This is a genomic window from Streptomyces pactum, assembly GCF_016031615.1.
Taxonomy (GTDB): domain Bacteria; phylum Actinomycetota; class Actinomycetes; order Streptomycetales; family Streptomycetaceae; genus Streptomyces; species Streptomyces pactus.
Genome location: NZ_JACYXC010000001.1, coordinates 201,865 through 223,329, shown reverse-complemented (window position 1 = coordinate 223,329; position 21,465 = coordinate 201,865). Strand labels below are relative to the sequence as shown.

General features: G+C 76.1%; 18 protein-coding genes and 2 pseudogenes. 10 read left to right on the top strand and 10 right to left on the bottom strand.

What is annotated here, in order from left to right:
- Positions 1–157: 157 nt before the first annotated feature.
- Positions 158–2,197: a DUF2264 domain-containing protein gene (locus IHE55_RS00880; RefSeq protein WP_197987250.1), complete on the bottom strand. Its 2,040-nt coding sequence runs from the start codon at positions 2,195–2,197 to the stop codon at positions 158–160.
- Positions 2,198–2,621: 424 nt separating this feature from the next.
- On the opposite strand from IHE55_RS00880, the gene IHE55_RS00875 reads away from it, so the two are divergent.
- From IHE55_RS00875 to IHE55_RS00865, 3 genes are read left to right on the top strand one after another with little or no spacing between them, the layout of a single operon-like run.
- The gene (locus tag IHE55_RS00875; protein WP_197987249.1) at positions 2,622–4,184 is read left to right on the top strand and encodes a Cmx/CmrA family chloramphenicol efflux MFS transporter; all 1,563 of its coding nucleotides are present in this window, start codon (positions 2,622–2,624) and stop codon (positions 4,182–4,184) included.
- Positions 4,067–4,639 carry a TetR/AcrR family transcriptional regulator gene (locus IHE55_RS00870; protein ID WP_197987248.1) on the top strand — a complete coding sequence of 191 codons (573 nt, stop codon included), beginning with the start codon at positions 4,067–4,069 and terminating at the stop codon, positions 4,637–4,639. Before IHE55_RS00875 ends, IHE55_RS00870 begins: the two co-directional genes overlap by 118 nt.
- Entirely contained in the window at positions 4,636–5,487 is an 852-nt protein-coding gene (locus IHE55_RS00865) for an alpha/beta fold hydrolase (RefSeq protein WP_197987247.1), read from the top strand. The genes IHE55_RS00870 and IHE55_RS00865 overlap by 4 nt, the downstream gene beginning before the upstream one ends.
- Positions 5,488–5,692: 205 nt before the next feature.
- On the opposite strand, the gene IHE55_RS00860 is transcribed toward IHE55_RS00865, so the two are convergent.
- Positions 5,693–6,562, bottom strand: coding sequence for a sulfurtransferase (locus tag IHE55_RS00860; protein ID WP_197987246.1), 870 nt, complete (start codon positions 6,560–6,562; stop codon positions 5,693–5,695).
- Between the two features lie 330 nt (positions 6,563–6,892).
- Entirely contained in the window at positions 6,893–7,300 is a 408-nt protein-coding gene (locus IHE55_RS00855) for a RidA family protein (RefSeq protein WP_197987245.1), read from the bottom strand.
- A gap of 143 nt (positions 7,301–7,443) precedes the next feature.
- Between IHE55_RS00855 and IHE55_RS00850 the strand changes: the two are divergent.
- Positions 7,444–7,824, top strand: a pseudogene (locus IHE55_RS00850) (winged helix-turn-helix transcriptional regulator).
- Positions 7,825–8,138: 314 nt separating this feature from the next.
- Here the strand turns inward: IHE55_RS00850 and IHE55_RS00845 are convergent.
- Positions 8,139–8,693 carry an O-acetyl-ADP-ribose deacetylase gene (locus tag IHE55_RS00845; RefSeq protein WP_197987244.1) on the bottom strand — a complete coding sequence of 185 codons (555 nt, stop codon included), beginning with the start codon at positions 8,691–8,693 and terminating at the stop codon, positions 8,139–8,141.
- 411 nt (positions 8,694–9,104) lie between these two features.
- Here IHE55_RS00845 and IHE55_RS00840 point away from each other — a divergent pair, with 411 nt between their 5' ends.
- On the top strand, positions 9,105–9,980 hold the full coding sequence (locus IHE55_RS00840; RefSeq protein ID WP_232265400.1) for a GNAT family N-acetyltransferase: 876 nt from the start codon (positions 9,105–9,107) through the stop codon (positions 9,978–9,980).
- 208 nt (positions 9,981–10,188) lie between these two features.
- Here IHE55_RS00840 and IHE55_RS32095 read toward each other — a convergent pair whose 3' ends face one another.
- Positions 10,189–12,000, bottom strand: coding sequence for a polysaccharide lyase family 8 super-sandwich domain-containing protein (locus tag IHE55_RS32095; protein ID WP_197987242.1), 1,812 nt, complete (start codon positions 11,998–12,000; stop codon positions 10,189–10,191).
- Between the two features lie 325 nt (positions 12,001–12,325).
- Positions 12,326–12,991, bottom strand: a complete 666-nt coding sequence (locus tag IHE55_RS00830) for an MSMEG_1061 family FMN-dependent PPOX-type flavoprotein (protein ID WP_197987241.1) — start codon at positions 12,989–12,991, stop codon at positions 12,326–12,328.
- A 710-nt stretch (positions 12,992–13,701) separates the two neighbouring features.
- Here IHE55_RS00830 and IHE55_RS00825 point away from each other — a divergent pair.
- Positions 13,702–14,199 (top strand): hypothetical protein, encoded by a 498-nt coding sequence (locus tag IHE55_RS00825; protein WP_232265399.1) that lies wholly within the window; start codon positions 13,702–13,704, stop codon positions 14,197–14,199.
- A 194-nt stretch (positions 14,200–14,393) separates the two neighbouring features.
- Here the strand turns inward: IHE55_RS00825 and IHE55_RS00820 are convergent.
- The 3 genes and pseudogenes from IHE55_RS00820 to IHE55_RS00810 all read right to left on the bottom strand — a co-directional run.
- Positions 14,394–14,645: pseudogene (locus IHE55_RS00820) on the bottom strand (8-oxoguanine DNA glycosylase OGG fold protein); the annotation flags it as partial.
- Between the two features lie 34 nt (positions 14,646–14,679).
- Entirely contained in the window at positions 14,680–15,594 is a 915-nt protein-coding gene (locus IHE55_RS00815) for an EamA family transporter (protein WP_307826432.1), read from the bottom strand.
- 327 nt (positions 15,595–15,921) lie between these two features.
- A complete protein-coding gene (locus IHE55_RS00810) occupies positions 15,922–16,575 on the bottom strand; it encodes a maleylpyruvate isomerase N-terminal domain-containing protein (protein ID WP_197987239.1) in 654 nt (217 codons plus the stop codon).
- 206 nt (positions 16,576–16,781) lie between these two features.
- On the opposite strand from IHE55_RS00810, the gene IHE55_RS00805 reads away from it, so the two are divergent.
- From IHE55_RS00805 to IHE55_RS00795, 3 genes are all read left to right on the top strand, one after another.
- Positions 16,782–17,126, top strand: a complete 345-nt coding sequence (locus IHE55_RS00805) for a hypothetical protein (RefSeq protein WP_197987238.1) — start codon at positions 16,782–16,784, stop codon at positions 17,124–17,126.
- A gap of 486 nt (positions 17,127–17,612) precedes the next feature.
- Positions 17,613–18,857 (top strand): MFS transporter, encoded by a 1,245-nt coding sequence (locus IHE55_RS00800; protein WP_197987237.1) that lies wholly within the window; start codon positions 17,613–17,615, stop codon positions 18,855–18,857.
- Between the two features lie 126 nt (positions 18,858–18,983).
- Positions 18,984–19,562, top strand: coding sequence for a TetR/AcrR family transcriptional regulator (locus IHE55_RS00795; RefSeq protein WP_197987236.1), 579 nt, complete (start codon positions 18,984–18,986; stop codon positions 19,560–19,562).
- A gap of 433 nt (positions 19,563–19,995) precedes the next feature.
- Here IHE55_RS00795 and IHE55_RS00790 read toward each other — a convergent pair whose 3' ends face one another.
- Positions 19,996–20,619 carry a histidine phosphatase family protein gene (locus IHE55_RS00790; protein WP_197987235.1) on the bottom strand — a complete coding sequence of 208 codons (624 nt, stop codon included), beginning with the start codon at positions 20,617–20,619 and terminating at the stop codon, positions 19,996–19,998.
- Positions 20,620–20,820: 201 nt separating this feature from the next.
- Between IHE55_RS00790 and IHE55_RS00785 the strand changes: the two genes are divergently transcribed.
- Positions 20,821–21,372, top strand: coding sequence for a pyridoxamine 5'-phosphate oxidase family protein (locus IHE55_RS00785; protein ID WP_372442598.1), 552 nt, complete (start codon positions 20,821–20,823; stop codon positions 21,370–21,372).
- Positions 21,373–21,465: the final 93 nt, after the last annotated feature.

The following is a 21,465-nucleotide window of genomic DNA, read 5'->3' as shown; positions in this document are numbered from 1 at the left end:
AGGTGCCCCCGCCGCACGCCGGCCCTCCCCGTGCCGCACCGTCCGGGCGAGGCGGGACGGCCGGCGGGGACGGGCGATCCGGGACCGTCCGCGCCTTGGGCCAAGACGCCGGTGGCCGGCGCCGCCACCTCGCGCCGCGCGGCCCGGACCCCCCGCCTCAGCCGGGTGCCACCACCGGGGCGGCACCGGGGGAGAGCCGTGCGTAGCGCACCGGGACGGTCACCCGCCGCCCGCCGAGCCGGAACCCGTGTGCGGGCTCCTCGCCCATCGCCACCAGCACCCAGGTGCCGTCCGGGAACCGGACGGTGACGGTCCACCGGCGGACCCGGCAGCGCACCGCGGGGCGGGCCGGGGTCCTCCGCCGCCCCTCCGGTCCGTCCGGCGCCTCCGGTCCGTCCGGCCGTTGCGGACCCTCCAGTCCCACCAGCGCGACGTGCAGGGTCCGCCGGGCCGTGCGCCGCGCCGTCGCGTACGGGACGGCCGACCGCGGGCCGAAGGCGCTGGTGTCCTCGGCCACGGCGACGGCCACCTCGTCGTGGCCGTACAGGGAGACGAAGGTGCTGGCCGGCCCGGCCGCGGCGACGGCCGCCGCCCACCGCTCCCCGGTGGACGGGAGCGGCGGTTCCTCACCGGCGACCTGCCACCCGGCGTCGTACAGTGGCAGTCCGGCCGGCGCGTCCACCAGGTGCGCGCGCAGTTCCCATGCCCCCCACACCACGCTCGCGGTCTCGATGCGGCACCCGGTGTCCTCGTCCCGGCCCGGCCACACCGGGCGGTGCCAGGACGCGGCGTGCCGGTCCACCACCCGCAGCCGGTGGATCCGGGCGCGGGCGGACAGACCGTGGACCGGGTCCACCAGCCCCACGTGGTTGTCGGCGACCGGTCCCGCCCCCGCCGACGGCAGGCACGGCCCGGTGACGGTGGAGTAGGCGAACCGGACGTAGTGCGGATCCGCGGCGCACCCGGGGAGATGGCGGTCGCTGCCGTGGTTGACCAGCCGCACCACGCCGTCGGCCCGGGTCGCCGACAGGACGAACCCGGGCACCGGCAGCGCCCGCACCCCGCCCCGCGCCTCCACCGGCAGCGGCTCCTCCACCGCCGTCCAGCACGGGTCATCCGCCGGCAGCAGCAGCCCGGCGAACGCCTTCGCCAGCCAGTACGGGGACGCCGGGCCGGAGTAGTCCTGGACCATCGCCGGGAACGGGCGGTACCAGCCGAGCGTGGGAATGCCGTGGGCGTCCCGGAAGCCCCGGTCCACGAAGTGCCGCAGCGCGCCGCCGGCCAGCCGCCGGGTCTGCCCGGGCGTCAGCGGGGTGGCCCCGGCCAGCGCCCCGATCCAGGGAGCGGTGGCGGCGGCGAACCGGTAGATCAGCGAGCGCCCCTGGTGCACCGGCGCCCCGTCGGCACCGAAGAACCAGACGTAGTCCGCCAGGAACCGCCGCAGCCGCTCCCGCAACACCGGCAGCCGCGCGGCCCCCCGGTCGCCGGCCATCCGGGCCCACAGCACCGGGTAGTGGTGGAGCGCCCAGCCGCCGTAGTGGTCGAAGTTGTCCCCGACGCGGCCGTCGCCCCCGTCCCGGTACCACCCGCCGGCCACGTGGAAGTCCTCGATCCGGGCGAGGTCCGCGTCCATCTCCCGGCGGTCGTGCGGCGCCCCGGCGCTCGCCAGGAACTCCCCGACGACCACCCGGAACAGGTGCCAGTTGTTGTCCGGGACCGGCAGCCCCCACACGCCCTGGAACCACGCCAGCACCCGTTCCCGCACCGCCGCGTCCAGCCGGTCCCACAGCCACGGCCGGGCCAGGTGCAGGCCCAGCGCCAGCGAGCACGCCTCGACCAGGGTCTGCCGGCACCGCGCGGAGATGGCCGGCCACGCCTCGGGGTGGGCCGGATCGGTGCCGGCCGCCAGCCCGTCCGCGTAGGCCGCCGGCAGCCCGGCCGGGGCGGCACCGCCGGACCCGGCCATCCGGTAGGCGAGCAGCAGGAAGGTCCGGGCGAAACCCTCCAGCTGGTCGGAGTCGCGCCCCGAGCAGGAGGGCGGTCCGGGCAGCACGATCCGGGCGCCGGACGGTGAGGCGAACCGGTGCGCGTCCACCAGCAGCCGGTCCGCGACCGCCACCCAGTGCTCCCGGGCGTAGCCGGTGAAGGGTGACAGCCGCCGGTTCTCCGGCGGCAGTTCCGGCGCGGTCCGGCCCATGCTCGGCTCCCGTGCTCGAAGGACCGCCGCGCGGCGGCGGACGACGGCGCCAGCATCGCCGCCCCGGCGCGGCGGGGCAAGGACGCCACCCCGGCGGGCGGCGGCTGCCACCCGGGGCTCGGCCTTCTCGGTCGGCTCCGGTCGGTTCCGGTCAACTCCGGTCGGTGGGAGCAGGCTTGCGTCGTACCCGGGGCGCCGCCGGGAGCCCGGGGCGGGCGGACGCCGGCGGACGCAGCGCGTCGGACCGGGTACGGCGCCGGTCCACCGCCCCGCCTCCCGGAATTTTGAAGCGCTCGCTACAAAACGTGCTACTGTCCCGTCGCGGGGCGGCCCGACGGGCGCGCGCCGCGTTATGGAGCAATCACTTCAAAATCATGGACGGTCCGGGCACGCCCCGCGTCCTCGACCAGCGGAAGGGGGCCGTATGCCGCTCGCCGTGTATGTGCTGGCGCTGGGCATCTTCACCCAAGGAACCTCCGAGTTCATGCTCTCGGGCCTGCTGCCGGACATCGCCGACGACCTGCACGTGTCCATTCCCGACGCGGGTCTGCTCGTCTCCGCCTTCGCGATCGGGATGGTGGTGGGGGCGCCGCTGCTGGCGGTCGCGACCCTCCGGCTGCCCCGCCGCACCACGCTCGTCGCCCTGCAGGCGGTCTTCGCGGCGTGCCACGTGGCCGGTGCCCTCGCCCCGGGTTACCCGCTGCTGTTCATCACCCGGATCGCCGGCGCGCTGGCCTACGCCGGCTTCTGGGGCGTCGCCGTGGCCACCGCGGTGCCGCTGGTCCCGCCGGCCGCCCGGAGCAGGGCGGTCGCCCTCGTCGCGGGCGGCCTGACCCTGGCCACCATCGTCGGGGTGCCGGCCGGCACCCTGCTGAGCCAGTACTCCGGCTGGCGCGCGGCCTTCTGGGCGGTGGCGGCGGCCACCGTGGTCAGTGCGGTGGCCACCCTCCTCGTGGTACCCGGCGACCGTGACGGCCACCGGCCGCCCGCGTCGGTCCGTGCCGAACTGCGCGGCATGGCGCGCCCCCAGCTGTGGCTCTCCTACGCGGTCACCGGGTTCGCCTTCGGCGCGGTCATCGTCACCTTCAGCTATCTGGCACCACTGCTGACCGAGGAGACCGGCCTGGGCGAGGGGTGGGTGCCCGCGGTGCTGGCCCTGTTCGGTGTGGGCGGCATGCTGGGGCTGGTCGTCGGCGGACGCACCGCCCGGACCTCTCCGCTGGCCACCCTCGGCTGGGGCCTGGCCGCGCTCGCCGTACTCTCCGGGTTGCTGGCGGTGGCCGCCGGTGGCGCGACCGCCGTGGTCCTCGCCCTGGTGTTCTGCCTCGGCGCGGCCGGCTACGTCACCAACCCCGCCCTGCAGTCACGGGTCTTCACCCTCGCCCCCGACGCGCCGACCCTGGTCGGAGCCGGCAACACCGCGGCCTTCAACGTGGGCAACACCCTCGCCCCGTTCCTGGGCGGACTCGTCATCGACGCCGGCTACGGCTACGCGTCCGTCGCCTGGGTGGGGGCCGGGCTCGCCGTCCTGGGATGCGCCGGCGTGGGCTGGGCCGCACGTCTCGCCCGCCCCGCGCCGGGACCGGCCCCCCGCGGCCGTGGTCACCGGCCCCCGACCCCGTCCCCGCCCGGCCGGTCCGGGTGCGCCGCTGACCGCCCCTGGGCCCCGCACCCGGCCACCCCGCACCCCGCGTCGTCCGCACCCGGCCGCCCGCACCACCTGGCGGCCCGGGCCCCCGGTTCGTCCGCGCCCCCGGCCGTCCGCCGACGGCCGGCCGCCGTGCCGCCTCCGCCCTTCGCCCCCCCGCCCCGCCGGGGGCGGAGGCGGGTGGTGCCCCGGGCGGTTCGACACCCCACTACTGTGGCGGGATGGCCAGGCCACGAGAGTTCGACGAGGACCGCGTCGTCACCGCCGCCATGGAGACGTTCTGGCGCCATGGCTACGAGGGGACCTCCACCCGGGAGCTGTGCGAGAGCACCGGGCTGAACCCCTCCAGCCTGTACAACGCCTTCGGCGGCAAACGCCGGCTCTACCTGCGCGCGCTGCACCGCTACCACGAGACCAGCACCGGCGAGCAGATCGCGCTGCTCCGGCAGCCGGGCCCGGCCAGGGAGCGTCTGCGCCGGATGATGATCCACGCCATCGACGCCGACCTCGACGACGGACCCGGCTGCTTCGCCGTCAACGCCGCCGTCGAGGCGGGCGCGACCGACCCGGAGGTGCGGGCCGCGGTGCGGCGCAGCTTCGACCGGGTGGAGGACGAGCTGTACGCGGTGCTCACCACCGGGCAGCGCACCGGCGAGATCCCGGCCGGCCGGGACGCCCGGACCCTCGCCCGGCAGGTCCAGAGCACGTACTACGGGCTGCGCGTGCTCAGCCGGGTGAGCACCGACCGGCAGGCTCTGGTGGCCACCGTCGAGCTGACCCTGGCGCAGCTGTGAACGGCCGCGGGTCCCCGTCCCCCACGGGTGTTCCCCACGGTGCCGCCGCTCCCGGTCAGCTCTTCGCCCGCGTCGGCGGCCGCACCCTGTCCTACGTCGCCTTCGGCGGCCGCCGCGGCACCCCCGTGCTGGCGCTGCACGGCACCTTCGGCCGGGGCACCGTCTTCACCCGGCTGGCCCGGGACCTCGCCGGCCGGGCCCGGATCGTCGCGCCGGACCAGCGTGGCCACGGCCTGAGCGACCGCGCGGACGACTACGGGCGCGACGCGTTCGTCGCCGACGCCGCGGCCCTGCTGCGCGAGCTGGACCTCGCACCGGCGGTGGTCCTCGGCCACTCCCTCGGCGGCATCACCGCCTACCAACTGGCCGCCCGCCACCCGGAGCTGGTGTCCGCGCTGGTCGTCGAGGACGTCGGTCCCCTGATGCGCCGTCCGGAGATCGAGAACCCCGTCCTGGACGTACGCGGCTGGCCCCGCACCGGCCGCACCCGGGACGAACTGGCGCGGAAGATCGAGGCCGCCGGCGTCCCCGACAGCGGCTACTTCATGCACAGCGCCGCCCCGGACGGCGACCACTGGCGACTGCTGTTCGACTGGGACGACATGATGGAGGTCCAGGAAGGCGGCGTCGGCGACTGGTGGCCGGACTGGCTGGCCTCCACCTGCCCGGCCCTGGTCCTGCACGGCGGCGCCAGTCCCCTGCTGCCGGCCCCGCTGGCCCGGGAGATGACCCGGCGCCGGCCCGGTACCCGGCTCGTCACCTTCCCCACGGCCGGCCACTGGATCCACGACGACGAGCCGGACGGCGTCGCCCGGGCCGTGTCCGCGTTCCTCGACGAACTCGACTGACCGGTCCCGGCGGCGCACCGGCCCCACCGCGGCGCACCGGCCACCACCGCGGGTGCGCCGCCGCTCCGGGCCGGGCGCCGGCTCTCCCTCGCGGACCGGCTCACACGGCGGCGCCCGCGGTCACCGCCGCTCGTCGGCACCCACGGCCACCGCCGCTCCCGGCACCCGTGCGGACGTCCGTGGCCCGGCGCCGCACCGGCCCCGTTCACGCCCCGCCGCCGCCCTCCCCGGTCCCGGTGGCGACCGGCGGCCCGCCGGGCAGGCCCCACTCGCTCCACGACCCGTCGTACACGGACAGTTCGCGGTACCCCGCCAGGTGGGCGCCGAGCGCCGGCACGCAGGCGGTGACGCCCGAGCCGCAGCTGAACACCAGTCGGTCCCGGCCCCCGGTGAGCGTGGCGAAGAGGGCGCGCAGTTCCGGCACCGGGAGCATCCGGCCGTCCCGCCGCACCTCTTCGAACGGCAGGCTGACCGCACCGGGCATGTGGCCGCCGCGCAGCCCCGGGCGGGGCTCGTCCACCGCCCCGGAGAACCGTTCCCGCGCACGCGCGTCGAGCACCACCGCGCCCGGATCGGCCAGCGCGGCCACCACCGCCTCCTGCCCGACGAACAGCCCCGGCCGGGGCCGCGCCGTGAAGTCCCCCGGCCGCTCGGGCGGTTCCGGCTCCCCGTGTTCCAGCGGTAGCCCCGCCACCGACCAGGCCGGCAGACCGCCGTCGAGCACCGCGGCCCGGTCGAACCCCATGGCGCGCAGCATCCACCAGGCCCGCGCGCTGGAGTAGATCCCCGCGGCGTCGTACACCACCACCGTTCCGGCGTCGTCCACGCCGAGCCGGCGCAGTTCACCGGTGAACCGGTCCGGACCGGGCATGGTGTGCGGGAGCGGGGAGGACGGGTCGGACAACGCGCCGTCGAGGTCGAAACGCCGCGCGCCCGGAACCCGCCGGGGCGTCCCGCGGTGGGCTCCCACCGACGCGTCCAGCACCACCAGCCCCGGCGCACCGAGCCGGGCCGCCAGCCAGTCCACCGTCACCAGCGGCCCCGGCGGCGCGCCGAGCGGCTGCCGCGCGGTCACCGCGCACCCCCGACGATCCCGCCCGGACCTTCCGCCCGCACCGACCGGACACCCGTTGCGCACCGCATCCCGCACCCCCTGACGACCACCACCGGACCTTGGCCGATGATCCTACCGAGCCGCCCTCCGGCCGGCCCGGCCACCACCCGGCCGTCACCCGGGCCCCGGCCCACAGGCCCGTGCCCGGTACGGCGCCCGTGCCCGCTACGGACTCTCGGCCGGCGAGGGGCACCCGGGCCCGTCACGAGAGCCCCGCCCCGCCCCGGGGCGCGGTCGGGCGCCGGGCGCCGGCGCGCCGGGCCGCCCCGCGGCCGGATGCCCCCGTGGGTGTCAGTCCAGGATCGCGGTGGCCTCCACCTCGACCAGGTGCTCGGGGACGTCCAGCGCCGCGACGCCCACCAGCGTGGCCGGCGGCACCGGACCGACACCCAGCCTCGCCGCCGCCCGGGCGACACCCGCCAGGAGCAGGGGCATCCGGTCGGGGGTCCAGCCGACCACGTAGACGGTCAGCTTCGCCACGTCCTCGAAGGTGGCGCCGGCCGCGGCCAGGGCGGTGGCGACGTTGAGGTAGCACTGCTCGGTCTGGGCGGCGAGGTCGCCCACGCCGACCGTGGTGCCCTCGGCGTCCCAGGCGACCTGCCCGGCGATGAAGACCAGCTTCGAGCCGGTCCCGATCGCCACCTGCCGGTAGGCGTCGACGGTGGGCAACCCGTCGGGGTTCACCAGGGTGATGGCCATGCTGCCTCCTCCTTCACGCGGGGCCCGTAGGCTCCGTCGCGCACCGGACCAAGGGGATCCCCGGTCTCTTGTGGTTACTCGGGAACCATAGGAGAGTGTGCGATGACGTGGAAGAACGCACTTTTCGGTGACGAAGGAACCTGATGGTGACCCAGCAGGCCACAGGCTCGGCGGAGGATGCCGACCTGACGCGCGCGGACCCCCGGCCCGCGAGATCTTCTCCGGCATCGCGAACACGTGGGCGCTCCTGACCACCGAGACCCTGGGCGAGGGCACGCTGCGCTTCGGCGAACTGCGCCGACGGGTCGAGGGCATCAGCCACAAGACGCTCACCCAGAACCTGCGCATGCCGGAGCGCAACGGCCTGGCCGGACCGACCGTGCACTCTCCACCGTGCCGCCACGGGTGGAGTACACCCTCACCGAGCCGGGACGGCCCTGACCGACACGGTGGACGCCATGTGCCGGTGGACCCGGCAGCACCTCGGCCACATCGAGACGTCCCGCCACCGCTTCGACGCCTGATCCACGGCACCGTCGCCGCCCGCACCGTCGCCGGGGCCGCCCCTGCCGGTACGGGCCACCGGCGGCGCCCCGCCCCCGGGCGGCTGGGTGGTCAGGACCCGTTCAGGGCCCACTCAGGGCTTGTTCCGGCCCTGCGGAGGGCCCGGTCCGGCCCGAGTCGTGGTCTGTTCGGGCCCGTCAGGGCTTGCGGGCGAGGAGAGTGCGGAAGCAGGAGTCGCTGACGGGAGGAAGGCGTGGCTCCGTGCGGATGGCGCCGGGAACCCCCGGGTTCTCGTCGCGCGTCATCGGCTGCGACCACGGCCCCGGGACGCCGTTCACGAGGACCCGGGCGGGACGGGGCCCGCGCCGCCGGGGCGCGGCGCGTGCACGCGTTCGGCGAACACCGTGAAGGCCGCCTCGTCGAACAGGACGAACCGGACCTCCGCCACCGCGGTCTCGGTGCTCCGCACCGTCTCCACGGCGATCCGGGCCGCGTCCTCCAGCGGCCAGCCGTAGGCACCGGTGGAGATGGCCGGGAACGCCACCGTTCGCGCCCCCAGGTCGTCCGCCACCCGGAGCGACTCCCGGTAGCAGGAGGCGAGAAGCGCCGGGTCGCCGCCCGATGCGTTCCAGACCGGGCCCACGGTGTGGACCACCCAGCGCGCGGCGAGCCGCCCCGCGACCGTGGCCACCGCCTGCCCGGTGGGCAGCCCCTTTCCGTACCGGGAGGCCCGCAGCGCCCGGCAGGCGTCCAGGATCTCCGGCCCGCCCCGGCGGTGGATGGCGCCGTCCACCCCGCCGCCGCCGAGCAGGGAGGAGTTGGCGGCGTTGACGATGACGTCGGCGTGCTGATCGGTGATGTCGCCCTGGACGACGGTGATGACGGTCATGCCCCCATCGTCGCCCACCACGGGCCCGCCCGGTGCCCCGTCACCGCCCACCGGCGGTCCGGACCACCGGCTTTCCGCCGCCGCCCGCGGGGCCCCGGCCGGTGCCCGCGGGACCGCCCCCCGAGGCTGCCCGTCCGGCCCGCGGCGTTGCCGGCATCACCGGCATCCCGGCGCCGTCTCCCGGCCGGTGCCGCGGGAGGGCCCCGGGGGAGCGGGCCCGGAACGGACCGGGGAGCGGCCCGGGGGCGGACGGGGAGGGGCCCGGGACGGACGGGGAGCGGTCCCGGGACGGCGGCCCGGCGGCGGGAGGGGCCACCCCGGCGGTCCGTCCCGGCCTCGTGGCGTACCATCCGAGGCGTACCGCATCGCATGGCGGCCTCCCCGAAACACCGTGATCACGGAGGATCAGCCATGTCCGTACGCATGTTCCGGCGCGGCGACCGCGACCAGCTCACCGACCTGGTCAACGGGCACGCCGCCGCCGTGGTGCCCGGGGTCTCCGCGTCCGTCAACACCGTGGTGACCAGCATGGAGCGCCGGCCCGAGGAGTTCGTCACCGACCCGTGGGTCGGTGAGCGGGTCACACTCGTCGCCGAGGAGTACGGCCGTATCGCCGCCGCCGCCCACCTGCTGTGCTACCGGACGGACCGTGAGGTCGGTGAGGAACTGCGCGGCACCGGAGCGGTGGAGTGGTTCCTCTTCCGGCCGGGCGCCGAGGAGCCGGCCGGCACCCTGATGACCGCGTGCCTGGCGCACCTGGAACGCCGCCGGGTACGGGCCCGGTACGCGGGAGGGGAACTCCCGGTGCCCGGCGTCTGCGGCGTCCCCGACCAGTGGCCGCACATCCGGGCCGCCTACGAGCGGGCCGGGTTCCGGCACACCGGGCACGTCGAGATCGTGCTGCTGGCCCGGGTCGCCGACCTGCCGGCCCCGTCCGGTGTCCACCCCGAGGAGATCCGGCGGACGGTCGGTGGCATCGGGACCCTGCTGACCGCCCACCGGGACGGCGACCCGGTGGGCCACCTGGAGCTGGACACCACCCTGGACCGGCCGGAACGCCGGTCCCGTGCCGGGGGGATCGCCGACATCTGCGACCTCGACGCCACCGACGACACCGTGCTGGACCGTCTGCTCGGCCACGGCCGCGACTGGCTTGAGCAATGCGGGGCGGACCGGCTGCTCGCCTACACCACGCCCGACGAGGCGGATGAGACCGAGCGGCTGCTCCGGCGCGGGTTCCGCGAACTCACCCGGACCGCCCGGGGCTGGGAGCACCGCCCCGCCTGACGACGGCCCGTGGCCCCCGGGGACAGCCGGCCCGGCCCCTGCGCCGGCCGTCCCCGGACCCTCCCGGGCCGTCCCGGCCCCTCCCCGGCCCCCTCCCCCGGCCTCCCCGGTACCGCCGCCGGCCGGACGTACCGACCGCCGCGCGCCCCCGGCACCCACTCCGTACGCTTCCGGCCGTCCCCATGCACCGGCCGCTGCGGCCGCCCGGTCAGGACCGCGCGCTCAGGGGGCCGAGCTCCAGGCCGTTCGCGCCGTGCCGGACGGTGAGGGTGACCCCGCTGCGGTGGCAGCGGACCGACTGGAGCCCGGGGGCGTTCGCCAGCACGGTGACCTCCGGCGAGGCGGCCCGGGCCGCGGTGGCCGCCCGGTCGGCGTCCGGGACGACCAGACAGGCGAACGAGGCGCCGACCGGCCCGGGGCCGTGCCGGAATCCGACGGAGAACACCTCCGCCGACAGCCGCTCGGCGCTGCCCGTGGTGGAGATCTCCGCCCAACTGCCGGTGCGCCGCACGACGGTCGCGAACAGTGTGTCCGGCCCGGACAGCGGTACGTAGCCGACCCGTCCGTGGTGCACGTACCGGGGACGGCCCCCCGACTCCACGGTCATCGGCCCCTCGGCCAGCCGCTGGTCGATCGTGGTGACCACCGGGCCGGCGGCCTCCGGTGCCGTGATCCCGGTGCCCAGAGCGACGAACACGTCGTCGAAGCAGAACCACGCCTTCCAGCCGTCCGCGATCCGGTCCGTCCCCGCCAGGCGCATCACCGCGATGCCGTGCCGGCCGTCCGTCCAGCCGCCGACATCCGCGCAGGCACCGTGCCGGTCGTTCGGCCGGGGGAACAGCGCCGCCGGGTCCGGGTGCTGTTCGGCGGTGACCCCGGGCAGCCGGCCCCAGTCCCACACGGGGATGACGGCCCGGTACCCGTCCTGATGACGGTCGCCCACCCGGATCGCGGCGACCCCGTCGCCCAGGTGGCGGCCGCGCAGGTTCTCCCCGTTCATGCTCTCGGTGGGAACGGTGCGGGTGGAGGACATCCGCACCGACAGCGACCAGGTGGGCCGCCGGTGCACGAGGTAGTCCGAGCGCGGGTAGTACCGGCAGCCGACCGGCCCGGACGGCACCGCCGCCGCGTCCGGCGCCACGGCCCCGGCCCGGGCCAGCCGCGCGTCGAAGGCGGCCAGCTCCGCCCGCCGGGGCGCGTCCGCCGCGAGCAGACCGCTCGTCGCGCGGCGCAGCGCGGCGGTGGCGCGGTGCGCGTGGGCGCGGGAGACCTCGCGCCCCATGGTGGTGAAGTCGAAACCCCCGCCGTGCACCGCCCACTGCTGCCCGTCCAGCAGGAAGTCGGTGAGCACCGCCACTTCCGGTGCGCCGAAGGCCCACCGGGTGCCGTGCAGCACGTGGATCCAGCGGGCCAGGTCCGCGGCGAGAGCGGACCCGTACCCGCCGGCGTACAGCTGGGCGCCGTGCTGATGGAAACTCAGGTCCTCCTGGATGCCCTCGCCTCCGGTCCGACGCAGCACGCCCGACATCGCGGCGACGGCGGAGCGGACCAGGGTGGTGTCCGCCACCAGCAGCCCGTGCCGCAACACGATCCCCTGGGCCCAGACCAGGTTCTGGCCGGTCAGCGCCACCGGCCCGGCGCAGCCGGCGAGCCAGTGGCCCCACCGCCGGCGCTCGCGCGCGCCGAGCCCGTCCGCCAGCAGCATGAGTGCGTCGCCGACCGCCTGCGGGGCGCCGATCTCGTTGTACCACCAGTTCTCGCTGCGCGGCCCGAGCCGGCGCCAGGCGTCCAGGGCCCGGAGCGCGGCGGCCCGGTGGGCCCCGTCGGCGGCCAGGCGCAGGGCGCGGTCCAGATGCTCCAGGGGACGGAAGGCCGCGCCGTCGCGGTCGGTGTAGTCGATGTCCGGCCAGGTGCCCACCGCCGTCGGCAGCTCTGCCGGACGCCCGGCGCGGGGGCCGCGGGGAAGGGTCGCCAGCAGCTCCCGGCGCAGCCGGCCCCGGGCGAGATGGAGATCACGCATGGCCGTCACTGTCCACGATCACCGGGCCCCCCGCACCGGAATTTCCCCGCGCCCCTCGACGGCCGGCGCGCGCCGGTCCCCTACCGGCCCCCACCGGTCCGTCGACCTGGGGTCCGGCTCCGGCCCCGCGCCGGCACCACGGTCCCGGCCCGTTGGCGGTACGCCGCCGGGACGGCCCGCGCAACCGGCTCGCCGGCCCTCGGCCTCCCGACGCCGCCATCACGGCGTCGCGTCGGCGGACCGGGCCCCCTCCGGGGGCGGACCGGCGCACGGCGCGATTCCCGCGGGGCCCGCCGCCCGGGCGGGCGCCCCGCGGGCCGGCCCCTCACTCGTACCGGTGCAGCAGCGACTCGCGCTCGTGCGCCTGGATCTGCTCGATCGTCAGCCCCGGCAGGTTCAGGTGGGAGAGGGTGATCGCGGCGGAACTCGGGACGTCGTCCCCGGCGACCCACTTCTCCGGCTTCCAGGCGCCGCTCCGCAGGAAGGCTTTCGGACAGTGCTGGTACACCTCCTCGACCTCCACCACGATCGCGCTGACCGGCGGCTTACCCACCGCGGTCAGCTGCTCCAGCAGCCGCGGGTCGGTCGAGACGCACGCCCTGCCGTTCATGCGCAGCGTGGACTCCCGGCCCGGGATGATGAAGATCAGGCCGGCCCGGCCCGTCTCCACGATGTTGTGCGAGGTGTCCAGCCGCTTGTTACCGGTGGCGTCGGGGATGGCGAGGGTGAACTCGTCCAGTACGGACACGAATCCGGCCGGGCCGCCCCTGGGCGTCACATCGCAGGTGCCGTCCGCGCCGGAGCTGGCGATGAAGACGAGTGAAGAGCGTCCGATGAAGGCGCGGGCCACGTCGTGGAGGCGGTCCACCACCTTGCGCCGGGCGAGGTCCCCGGGGTCCTCGTAGAGTTCGCGCAGCTCGGCGACGTCCTGGACGGCGGTGGAGTTCAGCGCCTCGAATATGCGGCCGGTCGGCCGTGAAGTGACGGTCACATACCCGGAATTTACTCCATGAGCGCCCCGCGAACACGCGTCGAGACGAATTCCTTCCCGCTCCGCCGCCCGCCCCCGGTGCCCCGGGCGCCGGGCAGGCCAGGCGAACCGTGGCAGTACGGCGGGCGGGCGGTCCCGCCCTGCGTACAGGTCCCGCACCGTACGGGCCGCGCCCGGTGCGTGCGGGGCGGCACCGGACGGTCCCGGCGCCGTGCGGGCCGGGCCGTAAGGGGTCGGTGTCCACGGACCGGCACCCCGCACCACGGCCGGTAACGGTACGCCCGGCCCGGGGATTGCGGTGATCCGCGGGCCGGCACCGCGGGCCTCTCAGCGGTCAAGGCGCACCCTCCCGTGCGGGGCCGGCACCCGGGGTGGCTCGCGACCGGGATGGGCCGGCCCGGCCTCCGTGGACGGACACCCGTGGACGGACACCGTGGACGGTCCCGGTCCTGTCGTGCCGGCCGGCCCACGCCGGGCCGTGCACCTGAGCCGTCTCCGTACCGGACCGCTGGTCGGATCCGTGTACGGCGGGCTCCGCGGTGGCCGCCCCTGCCGGCCACCGGTCGTGCCGTACCCTGAACCGGCGAACTCTGCCACGGCCGCCCCGGTTCGCGGCCCCGCCGGTCCCCACGCCGGGCGAGACACCGCGAACGGCCCGCGGATCCTGGCCCGGACCGGCGCGCCCGAGCGCCTTTCACATCGGAGAGCGTATGCACCACGACACGGGACAGGACACGGTGCCCGGCGTGCTGGCCCGGATGACCGACGTGCTCCGCGACCTGCCCGAGGACAGGACCGGCGCGGTCTGGCGGCTCGACCGGCAGCACCGCCAGCTGGACGCCAACCTGGTGCGGCTGCCGCCCGGGGCCGGGGTCGGGGCCTCCGTCGAGAGGGATCTGGACGTCCTCCTCTACGTCGCCGGGGGCAGCGGCCGGCTGGAGACCGACGGCGGCCCGCAGCAGCTCCTGCCCGGCTCGGTGGTGTGGCTTCCGCGTGGCAGCCGCCGGGCCCTGTCGGCGGGTGAGGAGGGACTGGTCTACCTCACCGCGCACCGCCGCCGTCCGGGGCTGACCATCCGCTCCGGCAGCGGTGAGGGCGGCGAGGCACCCTGCCTGCTGCACCGGCTCTGCGACGCCTGCGGCCGGGTACCCACCGAGAGCGACGCACGCTTCTGCACCCGGTGCGGGGAACGCCTCCCGGAAGGGTGACGACCGGTCGCCCACCGGCAGTTGTGGCCCGGCCCCGGCCCGGGCAGCGGTTCGGTCCGGCGGCCACGGCGGGACGGGTCCGTCCCGCCGTGGCGCGACCACCACGCCGTACGACCGCACCGCCGGACCGGACCGGGCCGGCGGCCGGTGGCCGGCCGGGTCAACGCCGCCACGGGACCGGGGCGGCACGGGCGTCAGAGCGCGTCCGGGCGGCGGGCGGCCGGCCCCCAGGCGCCCTCGAAGAGGGCCAGCTCCAGCAGGTCCGGGCCGCCGGCGGAGGGCCACCCGATGCCCGCGGTCGCCAGCTGCCCGGTGGCCGCGGCCATCGCCCGCGCCGGTCGGGCAAGGATCTTCGCGAGCCGGTGCGGGCCGTAGCCGGTCCTGCCCGATCCCCATACGTACGAGGCCACGAAGGCCTCGGCCCACCGCCGCCCACCGGCGGGCCGCCGGGGACGCCGGAGAACGGCCGGGCAGCCGGCGTCAGTCCTCGGCGCGGGTACCGCGCGCGGCGCCCGCCGACGCGGCCACCACGCACAGCACCGCGACCCACTGCTCCCAGTGCAGCGACTCCTGGAGCACCACCAGGCCGATGAGCGCCGCCATCGCCGGTTCCAGGCTCATCAGGATGCCGAACACCCGTGGCGGAATCCTGCGCAGCGCCTCCAGGTCCAGCGAGTACGGGATCACCGAGGACAGCAGCGCCACGCCCAGCCCCGCGAGCAGCACCCACGGCTGAAGGAGTGCCGTGCCGCTTTCGGCCACGCCGAACGGCACCGCCATCAGCGCCGCGACGGCCATGCCCAGGGCCAGACCGTCGCCCTCCGAGGTGTGACGGCCCAGCGCCGCGCCGAGCAGGATGTACAGGCCCCAGCACGCTCCCGCGGCGAGGGCGAGCAGGAAGCCGGCGAGGTTCAGGTCGCCACGCCCCTCCATCATCAGCACCACGCCGGCCGCCGCCAGCAGGGCCCAGAAGGCGTCCAGCCACCGTCTCGACCCGGCCAGGGCCACCCCCAGCGGCCCGAGGAACTCGATGGTCACCGCGATCCCCAGCGGGATGCGGGCCAGCGCCAGGTAGAAGCACAGGTTCATCAGCCCGAGCACCACGCCGTAGGCGAGCACCACCGTCCAGGTGCGGCGGTTCATCCGCAGCGACGGCCGCCATACGAGCATGAGCACCGCCGCGGCGAAGAACAGCCGCAGCGCGACCGTCCCGAAGCTGCCCACCTCGCCGAAGAGATGCTTGGCCAGGGCGGCGCCCACCTGCACGCTGACGATGCCGAGCAGGACCAGCGCCGTCGGCGGGATCGCGCCGAAGGTACGTCCGGCCACAGCCGTCATGGAGGAGGACCGGGGGGACGGGCCGTGTTCGGTTCCGGCGACATTCAAGGTGACCACGCGTGGATTGTTGACGATCAGGCACCGCGCGTCATGTGAATTTGCCGGTTCCGGGACGCGTCCGCACCGACCGTGACGTGTGGCGACGCGTCCGGTGGGTGCCCAGCCACCGCGGCGGGGCCGCCGGAGCCGCCGCCCCGGCCACCGGACAGCCGCCGCCCCGGCCACCGGGACAGCCTCCGCTCCGGCCGTCGGGGCAGGCGCCGCCCCGGCCGTCGGGGCGGAGGCCGTCGTGCCGCCGCCCTGCCGCACCGCCGTGTGCCGGTGGCGGCCGGCGCGGGGGAGGGCCGGCCCGTCCGCGCACCCGTCGCCCGCCCCGGCGCGGCGTCAGCCCAGGACGAACGGCAGCCTGGCGGCCGGCTCCCCGAGTGCGGCCCGCTCCCCGGCCGTCGGTGCCCGGCGTCCGGTGCCGACCAGCAGCGCGTCCGCGTCGGAGAACGACTCGGGGAACACGACCTGGGCGATCTCCTCCAGCATCGCGCGGGAGTGGGCCAGCCCCTCGGCCGGTGGCCCCGGGACGTCCGGGAGATGGGCGGTCAGGTCCAGGTGGTGCAGCGTCCATTCCAGGACGTACGCGGACAGGTAGTCGCTCACCGTCAGGACCTGCCCCTGGGTGCCGACGCGGAGTGCCGGGTCGGCGAGGGAGGCGGCGCGCCCGGCGGCGGAACCCACGTCGTCCAGGTGGAACGTGAGCAGCCCCGGGTCCTGGTACGCGGCGGCGAGGCGGACCACCAGCGCGTCCAGCGGGTCGTCGCCGGTCGGGGGTTCCACGAGGTTCCAGTAGGTCACCGCGTTCCGGGTGGGTTCCGCGTCGGCGGGGGTGGCGAGGGTGATCAGGACGTCCTGGGCGTCGATGACCAGGTGGCACACCAGGTCGCGCACGAGCCAGCCGGCGCAGCCGGACGGCCTCTCGAAGTGCGGCCCGGGAAGTCCGGCGACCGCCGCGCGCAGCGCCGCCCACGAGTGCGAGAAGAGGTCCACCGCGGCACGCTAACAACGGCCCCGGCCGGGCACCACCGGGTTTCCCGCCGCCCGCCGCGGCCGGGTGGGCCCGTCCGCCGCTCCCCGTGGTGCGGGAGGTGCCGCCGCGGGCCGGGACGGAGGGGTATACGGTGGCCCACGCCGGCCGCCGGGGCGGGCGGGCCGCCCCGGAACGCCCGGGTGCCGGCTCATCCCGAGGGGGTCCGATGTCGTACAGAGCCGCCCTCGTGGCCCTCTTCCTCGCTCCCGGGATATGGGGAGCGGTGACCCTGGGCGGCTCCCTGTCGGCGGACTCGGAGGTCGTGTGCCCCGGGGAGAACGTCGGCGCCGACGGGGAGGAGCGCCCGGGACCGATGCGGCCCGGCGACACCCGCTGCGTGGTGCTCGACGGCTCCGCCGCGGTGGCGACCCGCGACTACGACCAGCAGCGGCGGGCACAGTCCCTGGAGCGGCGCCAGGACGCCACGGACGGGGCCCTGTACCTGCTCTACGGTGCCGCGGGGGCCCTGGTGGCCTGGCGTGCCACCCGCCCGCGCGACCCCATGGACTGAGCCCTCGTCACCCTTCCCCGGGCCGAACGGGGCAGTGGCCGCGCCCGACCGGAGCGGCCCGCGCCCGACCGGAGAAGATACGCCTCGGCCGGGGATTTCCGTCGATCTCGTCCGGGCCTCCCATCCCTCCCTCTGCCGGATCCCGCAGATCGGCTCGATCCGCTCGTCCGCCCGGATGCCCGGGTCCGGCTGACCCCGGCCGGGGCCGGCGCGGCCGGCGTCACCGGCACCCCGCCCGCCACTGGCGCCCCGCTCACCGCCGTGGTCCCGTCCGTCCGATCCCACCGGCCCCCGGCTCCGCCGTGCCACCTACGCCCGCCGGCTCCCGGCTCCGCGGTGCCCGACGGCCCCGTCGCCACTCCGGACGGCACCCTCGACGGTTTTTGGATCACGTGAACCAAAATCGTGTACCGTTCACCCTGGCAGCGAACCCCCGGGCCCCGCCCCCGAATCCTCGGGCCGCCGGGCCGACGCGAAAGGTGTGACATGTCATCGGAAACGGATGAGGAGAACGTGCGGACGAAGGGCCGGCGGATGCCTCTCGCGGTCTTCGTCCTCGGCCTGGCCGTCTTCTGTCTGAACACGACGGAGGTCATGGTGGCCGGACTGCTCCCGTCGCTCTCGGGCGGTCTCGACGTCCCGGTCACCGCGGCGGGCAACCTGGTCACCGTCTTCGCCCTCGGTATGGTCTTCGGCGGCCCGGTGCTGACGCTCGCGCTCATGAAGGCCCCGCGCAAGCCGGCGATGGTCATGATGATGGTGCTGTTCCTGGTGGGGCAGACCATCGGGGCTCTCGCCACCGCCTACTGGGTCATGGTGGTCGCCCGTGTCGTCACCGCCCTGGCCACCGCGGCCTTCTTCGGGCTGGCCGCCTCCGTGTGCGCCAACCTCGTCCCGCCGGACCGGATCGGCAGTGCGCTGGCCATCGTCTTCGGCGGATTCATGGTGGCCAACGTCTTCGGTCTCCCGCTGGCCACCTTCATCGACCAGCTCATGGGCTGGCGTGCCGCCTTCTGGGCCGTGGACATCCTCGTCGCGCTCTGCCTCCTGCTGGTCCTGATCGCCGTCCGGCGGGCTCCGGCCCCTGAGGGGTTGGACGTGCGCTCGGAGCTGTCGGTCTTCCGCAGCGGCCGGCTCTGGGGCGCCTTCGCCACCAACGCCCTGCTGATCGGCGGCGTGTTCGCCACCTTCGCCTACCTCTCCCCGGTGCTGACCGGATTGGCCGGGTTCCCGGAGGGCGCCGTCCCGCTGCTGTTCGTCCTGTACGGCGTGGGAACCGTCATCGGCAACCTGGTGCTCGGTCGCCTGGCGGACGCGCACACCATGCGCACCCTGTGGCTGGGCGGCGCGGTCCTCACCGTGCTCCTTGGCCTGTACGCGCTGGTCGCGACCAGCCAGGTGCTCTCCCTCGCCGCCCTGTTCCTGCTGGGCTGCACCGGGCTCCCGCTCAACCCCGCCATGGCCGCGCGTGTCATGAGCCTGTCCAACAGTGGGGCTCTGATCAACACCATGAACACCGCGACGATCTGCGCGGGCATCACCATCGGCACCTGGCTCGCGGGCGCCGGCATCGACGCCGTCGGCTACCGCGCCCCGATGGGCATCGGCGCGCTCCTCACCCTGGGCGCACTGGCCACCTTGGGCATCGCCCGGATCACCGACCGGCGCACCACGGACACCGGACCGTGCCCCGCCGCCCCCGCGGACCGCGCGACCACGGCGTGTGTGTGATCCCGGACCCGCCCCGGCTCCGGGGCCCGGCGTTCCCGCCCCGGCCCCGCCGCCCCCGGCCTGGCGGCGCGGTGGCCGTTCGCCGCGGTTTTTGCGCGGCCGATCCACAACGGTTACGTTGCCCCCATGGGGAGGCCCAGGAAATTCGACGAGACCCGCGTCCTCACGGCGATCATGAACGTGTTCTGGCAGCGCGGATACGAGGGCACCTCCACACGCGACCTGGCCGACTCCACCGGCATGGGGCTGTCCAGCCTGTCCAACGCCTTCGGTGACAAACGGCAGCTCTATCTGCGCGCGCTGCGCCGCTACTACGAGACCCACACCGCCGTGCAGACCGAACTGCTGGGGCGGCCGGGCCCGGTCAAGGACCGGTTGCGGGACCTGATGGCCCAGGCGATCGACATCGACCTCGCCGATCCGCCGTCCTCCGGCTGCCTGATCATCAACGCCTCGGTGGAGATGGCCAACACCGATCCCGAGGTGGCGCAGGAGGTGCGGCGCCACTTCACCACCGTCGAACAGGCCGTCCACGCCGCGCTGACCGAAGGACAGCGCAGCGGGGAGATCACCCGGGAGCGGGACGCCACGGCCCTGACCCACCACGTGCTGAGCAGTTACTACGGCCTGCGGGTGCTCGCCCGTGTCAACCCCGACCGCACCGCCCTGACGAACGTGGTGGACACCGCGCTGTCCCAGCTGTGAGTCGGCCGGACCGCGCACGGCCGGCCGGCGGTGCGGGCCGGTCGCCCGTGCGCGGACCGGCGCGGCGGGCCCGACGCCGGGGCCGCCGACACGGCGGTACCGGCGGGAACGGGCAGGGGCCCGGCGGCGCGGGCGGGGACCGGCCCGCACCCGGCCCGCCGGGCCCAGTACGCGCGTGGCAGGCCCTGCCGGAGCCCGCCCGGCCTGCCGAGGGGGACCGGCAGCCCGGGCCGGGCGCCCTCCGCCGACGACGGTACGGTCGGGTGTCCCCGGCGGCGGTGCGGTCACGTCCTCGGTGGCGGTGCTGTCGGTCGGTGGTACCGGCGGTCGCCGGGCGGATCCACGCCGCGCCCGGCACCGTGGTCGCGGGCGAGGACGCGACCCCGCCGGATGATCGGCCGAAAGGACCGCCGGACGGTCTCGGCCACGGGCCTCAGACGTGCAGTTCCGGAGGAAGACCGGTCCAGCGGAGGTCGGCGGGGAGGTGACCGGTGTCGTTGAAGAGGAGGACCGCCGGTGGGCGGTCGGGCGCGTAGCGGATGACGGTCAGGGCCGCGTTGGCGTGGTTGATCCCCAGCCATCGCCACTTCGGCGCGTCCAGGGCGGCCCGGACGAGCCAGCCGACGAGGAAATTGTGGGTGACGAGGAGTTCGTGCCGTGGTGCGTCGCCGACGACGGGCCCGGTGAACGTCGCGAGCGCCGCCGCCGCGAGCTCGGGGCCCCGCTCGCGTTCCTCCGCCGTGAACCGGTCCAGGAACCCCAGCCAGGCGTCGGCCGCCTCCGGCGGAAGCTCCGCACGTGCCGGCACGTAGGGAATGTGGTCGCCGGCCGCCGCGGAACGACGGCAGGGGACGTGGTCGAGCTGTGCACCGACCAGCCGGGCGGTCTGCTCGGCACGGGCGAGGGGGCCGTGGTGGATCGCCGTCAGCGGCGCCCCGCGAAGCCGTTCCCCCAGGAGCACGGCCTGGCGGCGGCCCGCGTCCGTCAGCTCGCTCTCGTCGGGCGACGCCTCACCGTGACGGGTGAGGTAGAGGTAGCGGGCGGCCGTACGGGGCATGGGCGCGTCCTTCTGCGAAGTGGATCGTGCGGAACTCGTGGAAGGACGCCGGCCCGCGCCGACCGGTTTCGCCGGCGGACCGCAGGCGTCCCCGCGCCCGGCCGCCGCGCCCGGCCCCCGGTCCCGGGCCGCGGGGCCTCCCGGGCGGGACCGTGAATCCGCGACGAAACCGGACAGCAGATGTCGGGTATCGGCGTCAGCATGGGGCGTATGACGCACTCCGTGACCACGTCCGCGGCCGGCTGGGCCGCGTTCCGCGCCGCCGCGCCCGACTTCGCCGCCGCCGTCGAGGACCGCTTCCGCCGGTACCGCCACCATGTGCTCGCCACCGTACGCCGGGACGGGTCACCCCGGGTCACCGGAATCGAGGCGGACTTCCGCGAGGGCGAACTGTGGCTGGGCATGATGCCCAACTCCCGCAAGGCGCTGGACCTGCGCCGCGACCCCCGGTTCGCGCTGCACGCCAACCCCGGCCCCGGCAGCGACATGGCGGAGGGGGACGCCCGGGTGAGCGGGCGGGCGGTGGAGGTGACCGACCCCGCGGCGCTCGCCGCGTACGCCACGCAGGCCGAGGTGCCGCCGGGGCCCTTCCACCTCTTCCGCGCCGAGGTGACCGAGGCCGTCCGCACCACCGTCGAGGGCGAGCAGCTGGTGATCACCGTCTGGCGTCCCGGCGCGCCGCTGCGCACCATCCGGCGCGGCAACGACGACAGTCCGCCCCACGAGGGGGACCGAGAGCCGTCCGACGACTGACCGCCGAGGTCCGCCTCGCCGCCGGGCTCTGCCGCTGCCGGCCGTGTTCCCGCCGGACCACGCCGCCGGTGCCGACGCCGGACCGCCCGCCCG